Raw genomic sequence first — 17047 nt, forward strand, 5'->3', positions numbered from 1 at the left:
CATAAAATAATTGGGTATCACTTGTCACTATTTTTTAAAATAATTTATTGTTTTTTCCATTGATTTTATGATTTCTGGTAGCATAAACAAAAAATATAGAAATATAAAATTATAAATTTTTTCGTGATATGAAATGCCAATTATCATAATTGATAAAATCAAATTGTATTTGTTTAACGGTCGAATAGTGATGTTAATTTTCTTTTGCATATAGCCATTCACCTACTAATTTTTTAATCGAAAAAATGATTATGCCAAAAAAAGAAAGTAGGAGCCAAAATAAATTGCGTTTGCGTTCTTTGAATATAAAAATATATAAAACACACATAGACATCGCCACCCACATGGTTTTACTTGCAATTTGAGACGCTACGGGTAGTTGCACTGACGTTCTAATTTGATCAGCATTTCTCAATAACTCGGTGGATCCTATAAATCCAAATATCAATCCAGTGATTGCTACAAATAATAATAAAAGTAAACTAAAAATTTTAAATTTTCTTTGGTTTTTCATATATGCACCTCTAAAATTGCTGCGCTCCCCAAAAATACAAACACGATGGCTAAAAATAATTTGTCGTAGCCCACATATTGCCACATAATGGATGTGTTTTTCTGTTTGATTGTTTGTCGCAACTGACGTGATAAATTTATACTAGCAAATGCAGCAATTATAAATGCTGCTAACTCAAATATACTATATGGTATTAAAGTAAAAATAATATTTCCTAGTGTAATGTTTGCCATTACTATACCCAAGGATAAGCCATTTATAAAGAGCAGCAGGTAAGCGACTATTCCATACGTGAGCATACCGACTATTAATATGAGCAAGACAACACCCACATTATGATTACATATTTCTGCGACACTCAATTTACCGCGCTCTGATACATTTGTGCCAATTTCTTTTGGTGAAAATATATATCCAACAATAGTGCCAACGCCCAATGTCACTAGCAGTAGAAGAAAGTCTCTTTTTGTTGCAAACATAATTAAAACGCAACTCCTGCTGTCATTCCGAAAACGGCAAGATAAGCCTTAGCAGTGGCTATAAATGGTGCAAAAAATGGATAGGCAACTGCAACTGCATATGCTCCCCCTGTACTTAAGAGATTAATAATGGCAAAAGCCACTGGTGCAGTTAATCCAAACCGTTGCACTAACAAACCTATACTTTTAATCATAACAATTAACATAAAAATATTTCCTTTCTGTACTTTTCTTTTACATTACCAGCCGATAGCTGCACCCGTTCCTACTGTAGCTATCAGGCCCTCTAAAGTGAGTAGGAAAGGTGAAAAGTATGGGAAAGCTGCAACGAAAATCCAACCTGCACCAGCAGTAACCAATTGCACTCCCCAGGCCGCTGTGGATCTATCCAAATTAAATTTAGCAACTAGGTCTCCAACCCACAATGATCTAAATAAATTCAAGGATATCACTACAATGATTACCCCACATGCTCTCCTAATTTTTTCGTAAGTTATTAATAATTGTTTCATACTTACTTTTCCTTTCTGTTTGTTAATAATATAACAAAGTATCTTATGCCAATTGTCTTTTATTTTAAGAAAATGATACTAAAACTCCTACAGATATGGAATCAAGTTGATTAACACTTGTTAATTGATAAACGTTTGTCATTCTATGTTACAATCTTAACTAGTCACTTTTTGAGGAGTATATATGACATGCAAATACATTCCAAAATTTTTATTGAACATCCGAGTAGACCAAGGTTTAACGCAAGCAGAATTTGCTGATCGATTGTTTATTTCACCCAAAACGATATCTAACTGGGAACGTGGTATTAATTTGCCACCTTTGGATGTGTTAATTAATATATCCAAAACGTTTCAAGTGCCGTTGGCTAGGCTTTTTGAGCAAATAGATCAAAAAAATTTCACTGTTCATGATGCAGAAAGAAAAAAATTAATTAACGCTTTTTTACTGCTGGCGTCACAGAACAATATTAATTGTTATGACATTAACAATGTCATAGCCGAATCTGGGGTTTCTCATGACTTGGCGCTAACATTTTTCCGCTCATCAGCTGAAATTCTACAGGATATTGAACAAACGATTAATATGGCAATATTATCAACTTTAACAGAGAGTAAAGCTAATAAACTGCTTGAAAAAATCTCTGACGACCTATTGCCTGTACTTTATGATCATCATTCCGCGCTAAAAGTATTGTATTCAAGTGACGTTATTAGTGGTCACTGGCTACACTCATTACAAAAAACTTATATCAAATGGATTAGTGATAACCTGACCAACTGCCAATTTAATATTTTGAACCCTAGTCAATCAGTTACTGTTGAATTATCAACTAAATTTTTATTAGCTATTTTTGAAACTTGGCTAACACAACCTTTTCCGGAAGATCCAATTATTTTTCGTTCAACATTTGGTCAACTGACTAATATGTCAATCGTTGATTGTTTTAATTACGTCGATAGTAACAACTAAAATGTATTAAAAATATAAGAGACCATTATTCAAAAAATAGCCCCCATATCCAAAGACGTGAGGGAGAGAAGAAAACAATAACAGATTGAGGTGTTGATAACTTGGACAAAATCAAATGTCCGGCAAGTTATTGGGTTTTATAGGGTCACAGTATTTAAATGAATTTTAAATGACCATTTTGCAGAGTGCTAAAATTGATTTATGCTATGGCATTCAAATTTTTGGGGTCTACCTAATTAATATATCAGGCTTTTGTCATTTGGCGTAACGCGACATAAATTCTGGTAATGCCGCGCTGATTTTAGTTGGTAGTGTGACGTAATGATTTTTTGATAGTTCATCGGCAATGGCAGAGTGGGCATAAACTGCCGCCATAATAGACTCGGGAAAGCTTAGCATGAATTGTGCCGTGAAACCAGCTATCATACCAGCCAGCGTGTCACCCATACCACCTGTCGCTTGATAAGGACCACCATTTGGTATTTCAAAAACTTGGTTAAGCGTATAAATTTGAGTATGGTGTTGTTTCAAAACAAGGATTGGCTGAACATTCATACGTTGCTGGGCTAACATATTGAAAGCCTCAAATGCCTGTTCATTGATTGTGACACCGCTTAATCGTTGCCATTCCATTTGATGTGGTGTAATAATAAGTTGCGATTGTGGCCAAGAAAGTTTATTTTCCGCAACTAAAGTTAGCGCTGAACCATCGACAATCAAAATTTGACGTGCCATGATGGCGTCAAAAGTGGCTTCAACGATATCAAGACGATTTCCCAGTCCAGAACCAATTAACACGACATCAGCATGTTGAATATCATCAGTTAAATCGTCATTAAAATCAATCACCATTGCTTCGGGTAGGTGGGCGTGCAATGCAGTGAAGTTACTAGGGTCTGTTGCAACAGAGACTAAACCGGCCCCAGCATTGACAGCAGCTAGTGCGTTCATGATTACAGCACCACCAAATTGCTGTGTACCACCAATAATTAAAACGCGACCATAACTGGCTTTATGAGATTGTTCGGGTCTTTTTTTAATGACTTGGTAAAGGATATCTTCTGTCAACTTTTTCATGTTTACTTCCTCACACTTATTCTAACTGATAAGGACAAATATTGCACGCCAAATCCTTGTGTTATCGGCGTTTATGACGGTGTATTTATATTATGTCATTTATATTTTTATCTTTTTTGAGGAGGCATAATGTTACAATATGGCTATGATTAAAAATAGTTTCGTATTGGCTGACGGTGAACAATTTTCAGAGGAACAAAACGATGTGATTCATCAATCAGTAGCGTTCGCCAATCACAATTTAACCCAGTCGCAAACGCGTGCTTTTGTGATAGAAGGTGGCGCTGGTGCTGGTAAGAGCGTTGTGCTATTTGAAATTTTCAAACAACTACAAGCCGCGAAGTCACAATGGCGTAATTTTTTACTTGTTAATCACGCTGAGATGTGGAAAAGTTACCGTGAATTAGCCAGTTATCAGCCTGGCCTCAAAAAGAATCAATTTCTTAAACCAACGACATTCATTAATCAAATGACTCGTCACAATCAAACTGCTGATGTTGTTTTAATTGATGAAGCCCATCTTTTACTAACAGCACCAGACCGGTACAATAAATTTCAGCAAGAAAATCAACTGGTTGAGATACTGAAACATGCGCGTGTGGTTATTCTAGTCTTTGATGCTCATCAGGTTTTGAAATTAAAAAGTATGTGGCATGGCGATCAGTTGCAGACGATTTTAGCACCGTTTAGACCCGAGACAGTTCAATTAAGCGAGCAATATCGAATGGTTGGTCAAAGCCAGTCAGTCGTTGAGTGGATTGATCAGCTAACCCAGCACAAAAAAATAATTGATGTGGCAACAACGCCATCATTTGATTTGCGTATTTATAATGATGCTAACCGGTTATATACGGCGATTTGTCAAGAAAATCAGCGTGTCGGCATGTCGAGAATCTTGGCAACTACCGATTACCCCTACACGGTGAATCGTGGCAAATGGTATGTCACATTGGACGATTTCAAATTACCCTGGGATCAGCTTGATACAGGTGTCACACCTTGGGCTCTGCGCCCTGAAACGATCGATGAAGTGGGGTCTGTTTATACGATTCAGGGCTTTGACTTGAATTATGCAGGCGTGATTATTGGGCCTGGTATTCGTTATGATAATCAAAAAGATCAGTTAATCATCGATCCAAGTCATTATGAGGATAAGGCAGCATTTAGAAGCGTGGGTGGCAAAAATTTATCATTAGAAGATAAGCAATCAATCATGCTAAATGCTTTGAACATCCTACTAAAAAGGGGACGTCATGGTTTGTTTATCGCAGTGGCTGATCCAGTTTTGCGTCAAAAATTGTTAGCTAGTGTACCAAAGCAATCACGATATTGAGCAAGATAAGTCATTAGGAAAAAAATCAGCAAAAGCGTATAATCAAAGTATTAGATACAAGAAAGGTTAAAAAACATGACAATTGATTGGAAACAAGAAACAGAAACGCGCAAAGAGGCGTTTATTGAGGATTTGAAGTCAATGCTAGCAGTTGAATCTGTACGTGATGACTCAAAAGCCACAGCAGATGCACCACTTGGTCCTGGGCCCAAAGATGCATTAGTTAAAGTACTGTCGATTGCAGAACGAGACGGTTTTACCACTAAAAATCTTGATAACTTGGCTGGTTATATTGAAATTGGTCCAAAGGACGCTGAGGAATACGTCGCTATCTTGGCCCACGTTGATGTCATGCCAGCAGGCGAAGGTTGGGAAACAGCACCATTTGAACCTGTTGTGACTGAAGACAAAATCATTGCCCGCGGGGCGTCTGATGATAAGGGACCGGGGATGGCTGCTTATTACGCCTTCAAAATTTTGTCTGATTTGAAAGTACCTTTGAAGCGTCGTGTACGATTGATTTTTGGTACCGATGAAGAAAACGACTGGACAGGCATGACACGTTATTTTGAAGTGGAACCTGAACCAGCATTTGGTTTCTCACCTGATGCTGAATATCCAATTATCAATGGTGAAAAGGGTAATGTCCAAATTTTGATTGACGGCGAAGCTACTAACGGTGGGTCTGCTAAGTTGGTATCGTTTGAATCTGGATTACGGACTAATATGGTGCCTGGAATTGCCCGTGCTACTGTGAAGTCAGCACAAGCAGAAAAAATTGTCACTGAATTCCAAGAATATTTGGTGGATAATCCGCAGATTTCTGGTTCAACAGAAACAGATGGTGAAGTTGTCAACTTTGTTTTGAATGGTAAACAGGTTCACGGCGCAATGCCTGAAACTGGCGAGAACGCTGGTACGTACCTAGCTAACTTCTTGCAAGACTTTGATTTTGGTGGTACTGCTAAGTCATTCTTGACTTATCTTGGCACACCAGCACATGATGATACTATTGGTAAGAAGTTTGGTGTTAATTATACTGACCAAGTCATGGGGCCTTTGTCAATGAACGTTGGTATTCAAAAGTTTGTTGACGGCGGCAAAGCCTTTATTAACTTCAACTTCCGTTATCCAAAAGGTATTACACCGGAAGAAATTGAAGCTGGTTTAGCCTCACAATTGAATGGTTGGGATGTCAAGCCAACCATTGGCGGACACGCGCAAGTGCCACATTACGTTGCACCAAGCGATCCTATTGTGGAGACATTGTTGCGTGTTTATCACGAACAAACTGGTTTGCCAGCACATGATCAAGTTATTGGTGGTGGCACTTATGGTCGTTTGATGAAGCGTGGTGTCGCCTTTGGGGCGCTATTCCCAGATTCACCAGACACTATGCACCAAGTTAATGAATTTGCTTTGTTAGATGACTTGTATCGATCAATCTCAATCTATGCACAAGCAATCGCTGAAATTACTAATTTGGATTAAATATTGGTTTAATCTTTGGTCTGTATGATAGCAATAATCAAACAAATCAAAGGAGAAACATTATGGCATTAGTAATTGTAGCTGGTATTGTAATTATTGGATTCTCGTTCACTAAGGTGTTGCGTGTGACGCAACCGGTGAAACAAAAAAACAGCCGATGAGCTGTTTTTTTTGTGATCAGTTTGTAATAGCATTTATGTCAAAAAAATGATCTAATTAGGTAAATACTTGATTGGAGAAAAATTTAATGGTAAAGAAGCAGTATGAAGCCACCGCCAAAAATTATTCTGAATTAGCGGATAAGTTGACTGTGCCAAAGTATCAAAGAGGCTTAGTTTGGTCTGATAAAGATAAACAAGAGTTCGTGGATACGCTAGCAAATGGTTTTCCATTTGGATCAATATTGATCCGTAAAGGGGATAAAGGCATGTATACTGTTATTGATGGACAACAACGGTTAACTACCATTAATGATTTTAAAAAAAATCCTGAAAAATATTGGTCTCACTTAGATGAAATTGAGAAGTATAAAGAATTTCAAAGCTTGAGTAATACATTAGTTTCAATAACTGATAAAGAGCAACCAATTTTAAAAGATTTTTTTAGTCAGGCAATTATTAAAAATAGTAACGAATTTGACGTCAATAAATTGGCAAAGGGAGTAAAAGGTTTTAGCGATATTTTTGGAAAAAGTACTAATGATCTGTTAGATAATCTATCTCGAATTTCGGAATATATAAAAAAAGCGCGACAAGATCTAGAAAAGTATGTTGACGTTGACAATATTGTTATTCCTATTATTGAGTTTACAGGACCAGAAGAAAATTTACCTAGTGTTTTTGAAAATCTAAACAGGACCGGCAAAAAATTATCTAAATACCAAGTTTTTGCTGCTTCTTGGGCTAATCATTTGATTACACTCAATGACACACAAATTGAGAAGGGCCTTATTGAATCTGTTATAAATCGTTACGATAGAATGACAAAAGCACGTGATAATATTGAAATTTCAGACTATAACGAGCAAGATATTAGAAAGGGTAGGGAACTAAATCTTTCTGAACTTGCCTTTGGTATCGGGGATTTAGTGATAAACAGATTGAAATCCTTAATTACAGCTAAATTTGACGATGATGATCTACGTGATGAATATGGTTTTGCTACTCTCGGAATTATTGTTGGTATACCAAATACAAAATTGAGTGGAATTGCAAAAAAATTTAAAGAAAGAGAAATTGAAAGCAATTTGTCGGATGAGTTGCAGATTCTTGATAATATTTTACAAAGTCTAAATAAAACTTTTGAAAGACTACTAGAAAAACCTGGTATGATCTCCAACAAACAAAAAGAATATGAAAACGGGTTATCAAAAAATTTTAAAATATTGTCGTACATTGCAGCCCTATGGGTTAAAAGAGACAATAAGGTTGAACAACAAAAAATCCTCACATTTCTTCCCTCATATTATTTGGTTGATGATTTACAAAACTTGTGGAAAAGTACGGGGGATAAGCGACTGTCGTCTTATTATGTGACTCCTAGTGATGGAACTCCAATGAAAAGTTATTCTTTACCAGTCAGTCAGTCAAGATATAAGTCGGCTGTGGAAAGTTGGATAGAATCTGATAAAGACAATGCTAGCATACAAATTAAAAGTGTAGTAAAGACCATAGTTACAATGCATGCTAATTTAAAGTACAGTCATTATTACGCAAATAATAATGTTACATCTACAGATTTTGAACACATTTATTCAAAAAAGTCGTTATCTGAATATTATTCTGAAAATAATATTCCGGGAGCGTCCGTGGGTAATGTAATGATATTAAAAACTGACATGAATCGTTCAAAACATGGAAAAAATTTGTATGATGTTTCAGGAACGCCCGACCCAGAAGTATTGAAAAATATGGTATATCCTCCCCAAGAAGACTTTGAAAAAGTTAAACAAGCTATAAAAAATAAAAAATTCGGTACTATTCGTGACCTGATTTTGAAACGTGAAAAAGATGTATTTGATTCGATGGCAAATGATTTGTCCATTAGATGAAGGTGATTGCTTTTTTTTCAATTTTGATCAACAATTAAGATCCTAACTCTTGACAAAGTAGAGGATCACGCCCATGCTTAGCAACAAGCAACAAGCAACAAGCAACAAGCAACAAGCAACAAGCAACAAGCAACAAGCAACAAGCAACAAGCAACAAGCAACAAGCAACAAGCAACAAGCAACAAGCAACAAGCAACAAGCAACAATTAGCAAATTTAAAACCATTTATTAAATGGGTTGGTGGAAAAAGGCAGTTACTACCAGAATTGGCGAGGTATGTTCCAAAGAAATTTGGAACATATTTTGAGCCTTTTTTAGGTGGTGGTGCCTTTTTATTAATGCTGCAACCAGAAAAAGCAATTTTGAATGATTTCAATCCTGAATTAGTGGTGACATGGCAAACTGTTTGTGATAATCCTGAACAATTAACACAATTGCTACAAGAATATCAAAGAAACCACAGTAAAGAATTTTATTTAGATTTACGTGCTGCTGATCGTGATGGTAGGCTTGAAAATATGTCCTCAATTGAACGCTCAGCGCGCTTTATTTATATGAACAAAACTGGGTATAACGGGTTATGGCGCGTGAACCGTAAAGGTCAAAACAATGTCCCTTTTGGTAGCTACAAAAACCCAAAAATTTCTGACGCTAATACGATTTTTGCTGTTGCGAATTACTTAAATTCCGCGCAAGTCACATTTATGAACGGCGATTTTGAAAAAGCAGTTAGCAAAGCTAAAACAGGTGATTTTGTATACTTTGATCCGCCATATATACCATTATCTGCGACTAGTAATTTTACCGGATATAGTGCTGAATTTGGATACGAACAGCAGGTTAGATTGCGAGATGTATTTAAGCGTTTGCATGAAAATGGTGTTCATGTGATGCTATCAAACTCAGATGTTCCCCTTATTGAGGAATTATATGGTGATATTAAAGGTGTCCAAATTGAACACGTTAGTGTTAAACGTTCAGTTGGGGCAAGGGCTACTTCTAGGACAACTGTTGGTGAGGTAATTGTTCATGGTTAACGGTGCCAAAAATAGAGTCTGGGAAGAAGTCTTGTCAAATCGTAGCGATGCTATACAATCACTTAACCATCAGGGATTTTTTGAAATTACTTCGCAAGAAGTGAACCGTATTTCAAAAAAAAAATCTGGACCAGATTTTCGAAATTTGTCAAAATTTGATAAACGTGAAGACTTACCAGATGTATTTGTGGAAAATGAGCTGAATATACTGCCAATCTCACGTAAAAAATACCTTGTGGGACATTTCGATGAGTATGCTAACCTTTCTAGTGCTGAGGCGACCAGTGTAGAAAAATATCAAGTGCCTAACTTAGCTTCCTTACTAGGAAACTCAGCGACGTGGAATGAAAATAGCTGGATAAGTGCGGGATTAGCGGCAAATGTTTTTGACCAAGCATTTGAAGATTCTGATTTTATTCGTACAATCAATGGAAGAATGGGTGGTGGCAATTGGCAATTTAATATTTCTGATTTTCAAGACAATCATCATTTTACATTACAGTTAGAAAACCCACAAATTGAAATCGATACAGTTTTAGAATCGCCTAAAGCAGTTTATATTATCGAAGCAAAGCAGGTAAAAGAAGACAATTTTTTGATACGACAACTATATTTTCCCTATCGTAAGCTTTTGTCAGATCTAAAAATTGATAACAAACCAATTATTCCAGTTTTCTTTGAAATTAATGCAGCAAGTCAGTATGCCAGAGTAAGAGTTTTTTCATTTGATGATGATACACATTACAATAGTATTCGAGAAATTAGACGGTTCGAATTCCAATTGATTGACCGCAATGAAACTGAAACAGCAGCCTCTTTATTACAATACGCACAAAGTGTCATAACTCATGACACGGTAGGAAAATTATTTCCACAAGCTAATGACATGTCAAAAGTTTTGGAGTTGATGATGATATTAAAAAGGCGACCGCTGACTAAAACAGAGATTGCTGAAAATTTCAATTTCGATCCACGTCAATCTGATTATTATGTTAAAAATATTTTAATGTATTTTGGATTGGCAGAACAAATTGATTCTCGATTTAAGTTAACCGTACGCGGTAAACATATTGCGCAACAAGCAGTTGGGCAGCGAAATATTTTGCTTGCGCGTGAGATTATTTCATATTCGCTGTTCAATCATCTGATTCAAAGAAGAATTATCCATGGCCGTTTGAATAAGAAGGATATTATTCACGAAATGTTGATCGAAGATCTAGGATTAAGCATTTCAACCGTAGAGCGTAGAGCAAGTACAGTTAACGCAATAATTGAATGGATTATGTTACAAATATTAGACTAAAATACCCGAACGAACGTTTGCCTTGGCGGGCGTTTTTTGTTATGATAACTCTAATTGTATTATCATTAAAACGGAGGCAAATATGGAGAGTCAGGGGATAAAAGTCGATAATGACCGGCATATCGCGCAGATGGGTTTCTGGGACCAATTGGCAACATGGATTGGTGCGAATGCAAACAATGGTACGTGGTATATTGGCGGTGTCATTGCAGCGCTTGGTTTGAGTGGTGCTTTGGGTGTCATTTTAATTAGTGGGCCACTCGCTTATGTATTTCTGGCGCTAGTTGGCTACATGGGCTACAAGATGCGTGCCTCAACAATGAACTTGATGCGACCAGCATTTGGGGTTCGCGGTTCAATCGGACCATCGTTGATTAATGTGGTGCAATTTATGGGTTGGGCAGCGGTTAATACCTATATTGCGGCAATATCTGTTAGTTACTTATTGGCTGATATTTTTGGTTCGACCAATTTTAATCCCGGTGGGATCAAAGGTATGGTCGTTGGTGTTGCGATTATGGGCATTTTACATTTGATTTCAATTTCTCTCGGTCAAAAATCCATTCGGTTAATTGAACGAATTGGTATCATTTTGGTGATTGCCTTGGTCATCTGGGAGACTATCGTGGTCTTGCGAGAAGTATCATTACAACAAATTTTAGCTTGGCATGCACCAACTGCAGCACATCTATCATTTGGAACTGCTATTGACGTTTTTGCGGCTTTTAATTTGGCATGGGTGACGGCGGCAGCTGACTTTACGCGTTTTTCAAAAAATAAATCATCTGCAACCAAGGCGCCATTTATTGGTGCAACGTTAGGTCTGTATTGGTTTGCTATTGTCGGCTCACTAACTACGATTGCCGCTGCTGTCAGTACAAATGCTTTTAATCCAGATAGTTCCGATCCCTCAACTGTTGCGTCAAAGTTGGGACTGGGTGTCTTAGCATTGATTGTGATTATGCTGACGTCAACCACAGCAAATGCGGTTAATTTAATGGCAGCGGGTTCAGCGTTTAATAATATTTTGCCAAAAATTAAGCTAACACCATCGCTCTGGATTGTTACTATCATTGCCACGTTGATGAGCTTTATTCCATTCATTTTTGGAGGGTTTATCAACACGTTTATTTGGTTTTTGGATATGGTGGGGATGATTTTAGGACCTGAAATTGCTATTCTACTGGTTGATTTCTTTTTTGTCCGTGGTAAAAATTATGACACCGATCAATTTAGTAAAATAGATGGGAAATACTGGTATCAAGCTGGTTTCAATGTGAGAGCTTATATCACTTGGGCGATTAGTATTGCGGTATATTTTGGTTTGCAACAAGTAACACTGGTCACGGATACAGTTGGTTCAACTTGGCTAACCATGCTATTTGCCGCTGGATTGTATGCTGTATTATCGTTAAAAAAAGCAATGTAACCTTAAATGGTAAAATTTAGATGCTTATTCACGACAAAATAGTTGTGATATTCGTAAATTTAGTCTAAAATTAGATAGTATTGAAAACTCGGAGGAAATAACATGTCTAAGTGGACACCAGCCGCGGATGAAAAAAACCAAGGCACATTAGAATTTGAAATCTCACGCGCAACAGTTGAAGAAGGTTTGGATAAAGCTTTCCAACGTAATAAAAATCAGGTTTCAATCCCTGGATTCCGTAAAGGAAAAGTGACAAAGCAACTCTTTTTCCAAAAGTTTGGTGAAGAAGCTTTGTATCAAGAAGCAATGGATATTGTTTTACCAGCCGCTTATGAAGCAGCTGTTGACGAAGCTGGTGTGACACCAGTTGGTCGTCCAAATATCGAACCAGTCTCAATGAACAAGGGTGAAGCTTGGACTTTGAAAGCTGAAATTACAACTGCACCTGAAGTGAAGTTGGGTGACTACTTGAACCTTGAAGTTGCTGCTCAAGATGAAGAAGTGACTGACGCTGACGTTGATGCCGAAATCAAGCGTTTGCAAGAAGGACAAGCAGAACTTGTTTTGCAAGAAGAATCAGTTAAGGCAGAAAACGGCGATACTGTTGTTATTGACTTTGACGGTTCTGTTGATGGTGAACATTTTGATGGCGGTCAAGCCAACGACTTTTCATTGGCATTGGGCTCAGGTCAATTCATTCCTGGCTTTGAAGAACAATTGGTAGGTCACACAGCTGGTGAAGATGTGAACGTTAATGTTACGTTCCCTGAAGACTATCAAGCTGCTGACTTGGCTGGCAAAGAAGCCTTGTTTGAAGTTAAGATTCATGAATTGAAGCGCAAGGAATTGCCTGAATTGGACGATGAATTTGCCAAGGATGTCGATGAAGAAGTTGAAACATTGGCAGAATTGAAAGAAAAGACTGCTAAGAAGTTAGCTGAAACGAAAGCTGAAAGTGCTAAAGAAGCATTTGAAGACGCAGTCATCACTAAGGCAGTTGACAATGCTTCAATCGACGGTGATAAGATTCCAGACGCTATGATTGATGAAGATGTTCATCGTCAAATCGATCAATATTTGGGACAATTGCAACAACAAGGCATTTCTCGTGAAATGTTCTTCCAAATTTCAGGTCAAACTGAAGATGATTTGCACAAGCAATTCGAAGACGGCGCAGCAACTCGCGTTAAAACTAACCTTGTACTTGAAGCAATTGTTAAAGCAGAAGGTATTGAACCATCAGAAGAACAAGTTACTGAAGAAATCAACAACTTGGCTTCACAATACAACATGGACGCTGCGCAAGTACGTACAACTTTGTCAGATTCATTGTTGAAGCATGACATTGCTATGCGCGAAGTCATTAAGAAAGTGACTGACTCTGCTAAAGCAGTATAAATAAGTTTGATTTTCAGAGCACTTCAGGTTGAGGTGCTTTTTTTGTGCTCTCATTAATAATGAATAAAAGGAATATGATAGTTCTGATAATATCAAAATGGTGAATATTATACCTTACGCTTAACCTGAGCGTAAGGTATAATGAAAGGGTAGTGTCATTCATAACAGTGTGGAGAAAGTAATGGTACAGACAGAAGCAAATCTTGAGAATCAGTTGATTACTCAACTCGGTAAATCTGGTTGGGCGTTTCGACCAGAATTAAATCGTTATAGTTTGATTGTTAATCATTTTCGTATGCTTTTAAATCAACGGAATGCTGATAAACTAGATGGCACACCATTGACCGATCAAGAATTTCAACGTTTTCTAAATGAAATTGTGGGTTCTAAATCAATTTATCAGTTGGGACGTTACCTACGTGGTGACGATCAATTTCAAGGCGGTAGAGCACAAATACAGCGCGATGATGGGTCGGATATAACGTTGACGTTTTTTGATCCTCGTGATGCGGAAAATAATGTTTATGAAGTTGCTCATCAAATTGTTGTGAATGACAAATATGAAAACCGATATGATGTTACGTTGTTAATTAATGGCTTACCACTTGTCCAAATTGAGTTGAAGCGTCACAGCGTTGAAATGTCGCAAGCGTTTCAACAAATATTACGGTATCGTCGTGAGTCATTTAATGTTGGTGGTAGTTTATTTCGTTATTTACAGATATTTGTGATTAGCAATGGCATGTCGACACGCTATTTTTCTAATAATGATGGCGAGTTGAATAAAAATTTTATCTTCAATTGGTCTGATGACAATAACAGGTGGATTGATGAAATCGAACCTTTCACAGCAAGTTTTCTATCACCGCTAAACATTCATGAAATGATTTCCAAATATACGATTTTTGATGCCGACCAAAAGGTAATGAAAATCATGCGGCCTTATCAAGTGTATGCCCAAAAAGCCATTATGAATCAGGCTCAAACACATCCTGATACGAATGGGTATGTTTGGCATACAACCGGATCTGGGAAGACAATCACGGCTTTTAAATCAGCGTCTCAATTGGCGCTTCATACAGACGCCAAAAAAATTATTTTTCTTGTGGACAGACGTGATTTGGATTCGCAGACAATTAACAATTTTAATGCCTATCTACCAAAACGTGCGGACGGACAATCATCAATTGACCGTACAGACAACACATCTGTGTTAGTTGAACAACTTAAAAATTCGACAGACACGTTAATCGTGACAACGATTCAAAAACTTGCTAATGCTGTGAAAAATTCGCGTTATCGGTCAGTGTTAGAACCTTACAAACAACAACGCGTGATTTTTATTGAAGATGAGGCACATCGCACACAATTCGGTGAAATGCGTAAACAGGTCAACAGCTGGTTTAAGAATGCGCAACATTTTGGTTTCACTGGAACGCCTATATTTAAAGAAAACATAGGGGCAGATGAACGCACAACTGACGATATTTATGATACCCGTTTGCATACTTATTTGATCAGAGACGCTGTACGTGACCATAATGTATTACCGTTTAATGTCACATACATCAATATAATTCATAGCAAAGAAAATATTGAAAACTTAAACGGAGAAGTTGAAGCGCTCAATGTTCAAGAAGTGTATGAGAATGAAAAACGCTTAGAGCAAATTGTACAACATATTATCTTGAACCATAGTAGCAAAACGTACAATCGCCAGTATAACGCTATTTTTGCTGTTTCAGATACACGAACGGCTTTAAAATATTATGATATTTTTAAGAAAATAAATAGTGATCTCAATGTGACAACAATATTCACTTGGGCTGCTAATGAAGACGATAATGATGAGCATCAAAAGGACGACACATTAACTTCTCGTCATGGCTTAGAAAACGTCATTGATGATTATAACGACAAATATCACCAAAACTTCAGTACAGATACATTTTCCGATTTCTTCAACGACGTGTCTAAGCGTATGAAGAATCATGACGCCAAATCACCTGAGAATAATATTGATGTTTTGATAGTTGTCAATATGTTCTTGACGGGTTTTGATGCGCCGACACTAAATACTTTATATGTTGATAAAAACTTGCAATATCACGGACTCATTCAAGCTTTTTCCCGAACCAATCGTGTTCAAAAAGCGCCAAAAGATTACGGAAATATTGTGGCATACCGTAACATCAAAAGTAAAACTGATGAAGCGGTCCAGCTTTTCTCGCAAGGGGACAAAGCAGCGTTTTTCGCACCGAATTATGACGATTTAAAATTAGACTTTCAAAAAGCAATACGCGCTTTGAGGGACAAGGTAGCGACGCCCGAAGACACCAATCGGTTATTAGATGAGGGTGAAACAGCTGAACTTGAATTTATCAAACTATTTAGAGATGTCATGTCACTGCAAAGTTGTATCAGCGTTTATGAAGAATTTGATTGGGCGCAAATTGAAACAGAGCTTGACTGGACACAACAGCTATTTGATGATTTCAAAGGCAAGTACGCAACATTCTATGAACGGCACAAAGCACGGCAAAAAGAAAAAGCATCTGTCATTGATGATATTGATTTTTACCCCGAGCTCTTGATGGTTGATGCAATTGATGTTGATTATATCAATCGCCTTATTTCACAAATCGACTTATCGTCGCCCGATGCACGGACTGAGGGTATAGAAAAAGTCAAAAAAGCGCTAAAAAATAACTCAGAGCCAACACTGTTTTCCAAACGTGAGTTGTTGGAGCAGTTCTTGGATTCGGTCATTCCAGAACTGAACAACGGTGCGGATATTACAGGAGCACTCAATCATTTCTTGGCGGATAAGCGTCAAGCTGAAATTTATCATTTTGCAGAAGAACATCGGTTAGAGCCGTCCCAGTTAGCAGAGCAAGTGGCTGAATACGAAGTAAGCCAACATGAAAATTCCAAAGCCCTTGGCGAACTGACAGCGGGTATGCCATTTAAAGAAAAAATTTCTGCCAAACAAACCATTAAAAACTTCATCATTGAAACTGCTAAAAAGTTTGTGATGAATTAGAGAGAACAGACATGTCAAATACTAATCAAACGCAGCAATCGCAACAAGCTGAATTGCAAAAGCGCCTTTGGAAAATTGCCAATGACTTACGTGGCAATATGGACGCCAATGAATTTCGTAACTATATTTTGAGTTTAATTTTCTATCGGTTTTTATCAGATAAAATCGAAGATTATGTTAATAACAATTTGTTAGAGGCTGAGAGCGTCAACTTTATTGAAGCCTATGAATTGGAAGATTATCGTGAGGGAATTAAAGAGGAGGCATTAAATGATTTAGGTTTTTTTCTACCAGAAGTCAAGTGTTTCAATGCATTTAGCTTCTTTTTCTTATGATGCAATTGATAATAAAGTACTACTGAAATAAGCCGATGTCTTCACATTGGTTTTGCAAAATGTTAGGCTTATA

At 37.2% G+C, this 17047-nt stretch carries 16 protein-coding genes; 11 read left to right on the forward strand and 5 right to left on the reverse strand.

Annotation, left to right across the window (positions count from 1 at the left end):
- Positions 1-193 precede the first annotated feature (193 nt).
- The 4 genes from FF105_RS07220 to FF105_RS07235 are packed head-to-tail and all read right to left on the reverse strand — an operon-like array spanning position 194 to position 1505.
- Positions 194-514, reverse strand: coding sequence for a hypothetical protein (locus FF105_RS07220; RefSeq protein WP_010292366.1), 321 nt, complete (start codon positions 512-514; stop codon positions 194-196).
- Positions 511-993, reverse strand: a complete 483-nt coding sequence (locus tag FF105_RS07225) for a stage II sporulation protein M (protein WP_010292364.1) — start codon at positions 991-993, stop codon at positions 511-513. Before FF105_RS07225 ends, FF105_RS07220 begins: the two co-directional genes overlap by 4 nt.
- A 2-nt stretch (positions 994-995) precedes the next feature.
- Positions 996-1187 (reverse strand): hypothetical protein, encoded by a 192-nt coding sequence (locus FF105_RS07230; protein WP_147651915.1) that lies wholly within the window; start codon positions 1185-1187, stop codon positions 996-998.
- A gap of 45 nt (positions 1188-1232) precedes the next feature.
- Positions 1233-1505, reverse strand: coding sequence for a hypothetical protein (locus FF105_RS07235; RefSeq protein ID WP_010292360.1), 273 nt, complete (start codon positions 1503-1505; stop codon positions 1233-1235).
- A gap of 184 nt (positions 1506-1689) precedes the next feature.
- Between FF105_RS07235 and FF105_RS07240 the strand changes: the two genes are divergently transcribed.
- Positions 1690-2478 carry a helix-turn-helix domain-containing protein gene (locus FF105_RS07240; RefSeq protein WP_010292359.1) on the forward strand — a complete coding sequence of 263 codons (789 nt, stop codon included), beginning with the start codon at positions 1690-1692 and terminating at the stop codon, positions 2476-2478.
- 255 nt (positions 2479-2733) lie between these two features.
- Here FF105_RS07240 and FF105_RS07245 read toward each other — a convergent pair whose 3' ends face one another.
- A complete protein-coding gene (locus FF105_RS07245) occupies positions 2734-3555 on the reverse strand; it encodes an NAD(P)H-hydrate dehydratase (protein WP_010292357.1) in 822 nt (273 codons plus the stop codon).
- A gap of 139 nt (positions 3556-3694) precedes the next feature.
- Here FF105_RS07245 and FF105_RS07250 point away from each other — a divergent pair, with 139 nt between their 5' ends.
- The 10 genes from FF105_RS07250 to FF105_RS07295 all read left to right on the forward strand — a co-directional run bounded on the left by FF105_RS07250 (position 3695) and on the right by FF105_RS07295 (position 16974).
- A complete protein-coding gene (locus tag FF105_RS07250) occupies positions 3695-4888 on the forward strand; it encodes a DUF2075 domain-containing protein (protein WP_290046531.1) in 1194 nt (397 codons plus the stop codon).
- 75 nt (positions 4889-4963) lie between these two features.
- Complete coding sequence (gene pepV, locus FF105_RS07255) at positions 4964-6379, forward strand: dipeptidase PepV (protein ID WP_010292353.1); 1416 nt, start codon at positions 4964-4966, stop codon at positions 6377-6379.
- 247 nt (positions 6380-6626) lie between these two features.
- Positions 6627-8429: a DUF262 domain-containing protein gene (locus tag FF105_RS07260; protein WP_010292349.1), complete on the forward strand. Its 1803-nt coding sequence runs from the start codon at positions 6627-6629 to the stop codon at positions 8427-8429.
- A gap of 73 nt (positions 8430-8502) precedes the next feature.
- Complete coding sequence (locus FF105_RS07265; RefSeq protein ID WP_228928785.1) at positions 8503-8661, forward strand: hypothetical protein; 159 nt, start codon at positions 8503-8505, stop codon at positions 8659-8661.
- Entirely contained in the window at positions 8657-9466 is an 810-nt protein-coding gene (locus FF105_RS07270; RefSeq protein WP_147651911.1) for a DNA adenine methylase, read from the forward strand. The genes FF105_RS07265 and FF105_RS07270 overlap by 5 nt, the downstream gene beginning before the upstream one ends.
- Positions 9459-10769, forward strand: a complete 1311-nt coding sequence (locus FF105_RS07275; protein ID WP_147651909.1) for a type II restriction enzyme — start codon at positions 9459-9461, stop codon at positions 10767-10769. Before FF105_RS07270 ends, FF105_RS07275 begins: the two co-directional genes overlap by 8 nt.
- Before the next feature lie 82 nt (positions 10770-10851).
- Positions 10852-12198, forward strand: a complete 1347-nt coding sequence (locus tag FF105_RS07280) for a cytosine permease (RefSeq protein ID WP_010293071.1) — start codon at positions 10852-10854, stop codon at positions 12196-12198.
- Positions 12199-12300: 102 nt separating this feature from the next.
- Positions 12301-13596 (forward strand): trigger factor, encoded by a 1296-nt coding sequence (gene tig, locus FF105_RS07285; RefSeq protein ID WP_010293073.1) that lies wholly within the window; start codon positions 12301-12303, stop codon positions 13594-13596.
- A gap of 181 nt (positions 13597-13777) precedes the next feature.
- On the forward strand, positions 13778-16639 hold the full coding sequence (locus FF105_RS07290) for a type I restriction endonuclease subunit R (protein ID WP_290046538.1): 2862 nt from the start codon (positions 13778-13780) through the stop codon (positions 16637-16639).
- Positions 16640-16650: 11 nt separating this feature from the next.
- Complete coding sequence (locus tag FF105_RS07295) at positions 16651-16974, forward strand: type I restriction-modification system subunit M N-terminal domain-containing protein (protein ID WP_290046540.1); 324 nt, start codon at positions 16651-16653, stop codon at positions 16972-16974.
- The last annotated feature ends 73 nt before the right edge of the window (positions 16975-17047 follow it).

Origin of the sequence: Leuconostoc sp. UCMA20149, from assembly GCF_030400235.1 — a bacterium.
Classification (GTDB): Bacteria; Bacillota; Bacilli; order Lactobacillales; family Lactobacillaceae; genus Leuconostoc; species Leuconostoc pseudomesenteroides.

What these genes read in the sequence shown, in the direction of transcription:
- FF105_RS07220 (WP_010292366.1), bottom strand. Translation starts at nt 514, where the DNA reads ATGAAAAACCAAAGAAAATTTAAAATTTTTAGTTTACTTTTATTATTA.
- FF105_RS07225 (WP_010292364.1), bottom strand. Translation starts at nt 993, where the DNA reads ATGTTTGCAACAAAAAGAGACTTTCTTCTACTGCTAGTGACATTGGGC.
- FF105_RS07230 (WP_147651915.1), bottom strand. Translation starts at nt 1,187, where the DNA reads ATGATTAAAAGTATAGGTTTGTTAGTGCAACGGTTTGGATTAACTGCA.
- FF105_RS07235 (WP_010292360.1), bottom strand. Translation starts at nt 1,505, where the DNA reads ATGAAACAATTATTAATAACTTACGAAAAAATTAGGAGAGCATGTGGG.
- FF105_RS07240 (WP_010292359.1), top strand. Translation starts at nt 1,690, where the DNA reads ATGACATGCAAATACATTCCAAAATTTTTATTGAACATCCGAGTAGAC.
- FF105_RS07245 (WP_010292357.1), bottom strand. Translation starts at nt 3,555, where the DNA reads ATGAAAAAGTTGACAGAAGATATCCTTTACCAAGTCATTAAAAAAAGA.
- FF105_RS07250 (WP_290046531.1), top strand. Translation starts at nt 3,695, where the DNA reads ATGGCTATGATTAAAAATAGTTTCGTATTGGCTGACGGTGAACAATTT.
- pepV (WP_010292353.1), top strand. Translation starts at nt 4,964, where the DNA reads ATGACAATTGATTGGAAACAAGAAACAGAAACGCGCAAAGAGGCGTTT.
- FF105_RS07260 (WP_010292349.1), top strand. Translation starts at nt 6,627, where the DNA reads ATGGTAAAGAAGCAGTATGAAGCCACCGCCAAAAATTATTCTGAATTA.
- FF105_RS07265 (WP_228928785.1), top strand. Translation starts at nt 8,503, where the DNA reads ATGCTTAGCAACAAGCAACAAGCAACAAGCAACAAGCAACAAGCAACA.
- FF105_RS07275 (WP_147651909.1), top strand. Translation starts at nt 9,459, where the DNA reads ATGGTTAACGGTGCCAAAAATAGAGTCTGGGAAGAAGTCTTGTCAAAT.
- FF105_RS07280 (WP_010293071.1), top strand. Translation starts at nt 10,852, where the DNA reads ATGGAGAGTCAGGGGATAAAAGTCGATAATGACCGGCATATCGCGCAG.
- tig (WP_010293073.1), top strand. Translation starts at nt 12,301, where the DNA reads ATGTCTAAGTGGACACCAGCCGCGGATGAAAAAAACCAAGGCACATTA.
- FF105_RS07290 (WP_290046538.1), top strand. Translation starts at nt 13,778, where the DNA reads ATGGTACAGACAGAAGCAAATCTTGAGAATCAGTTGATTACTCAACTC.
- FF105_RS07295 (WP_290046540.1), top strand. Translation starts at nt 16,651, where the DNA reads ATGTCAAATACTAATCAAACGCAGCAATCGCAACAAGCTGAATTGCAA.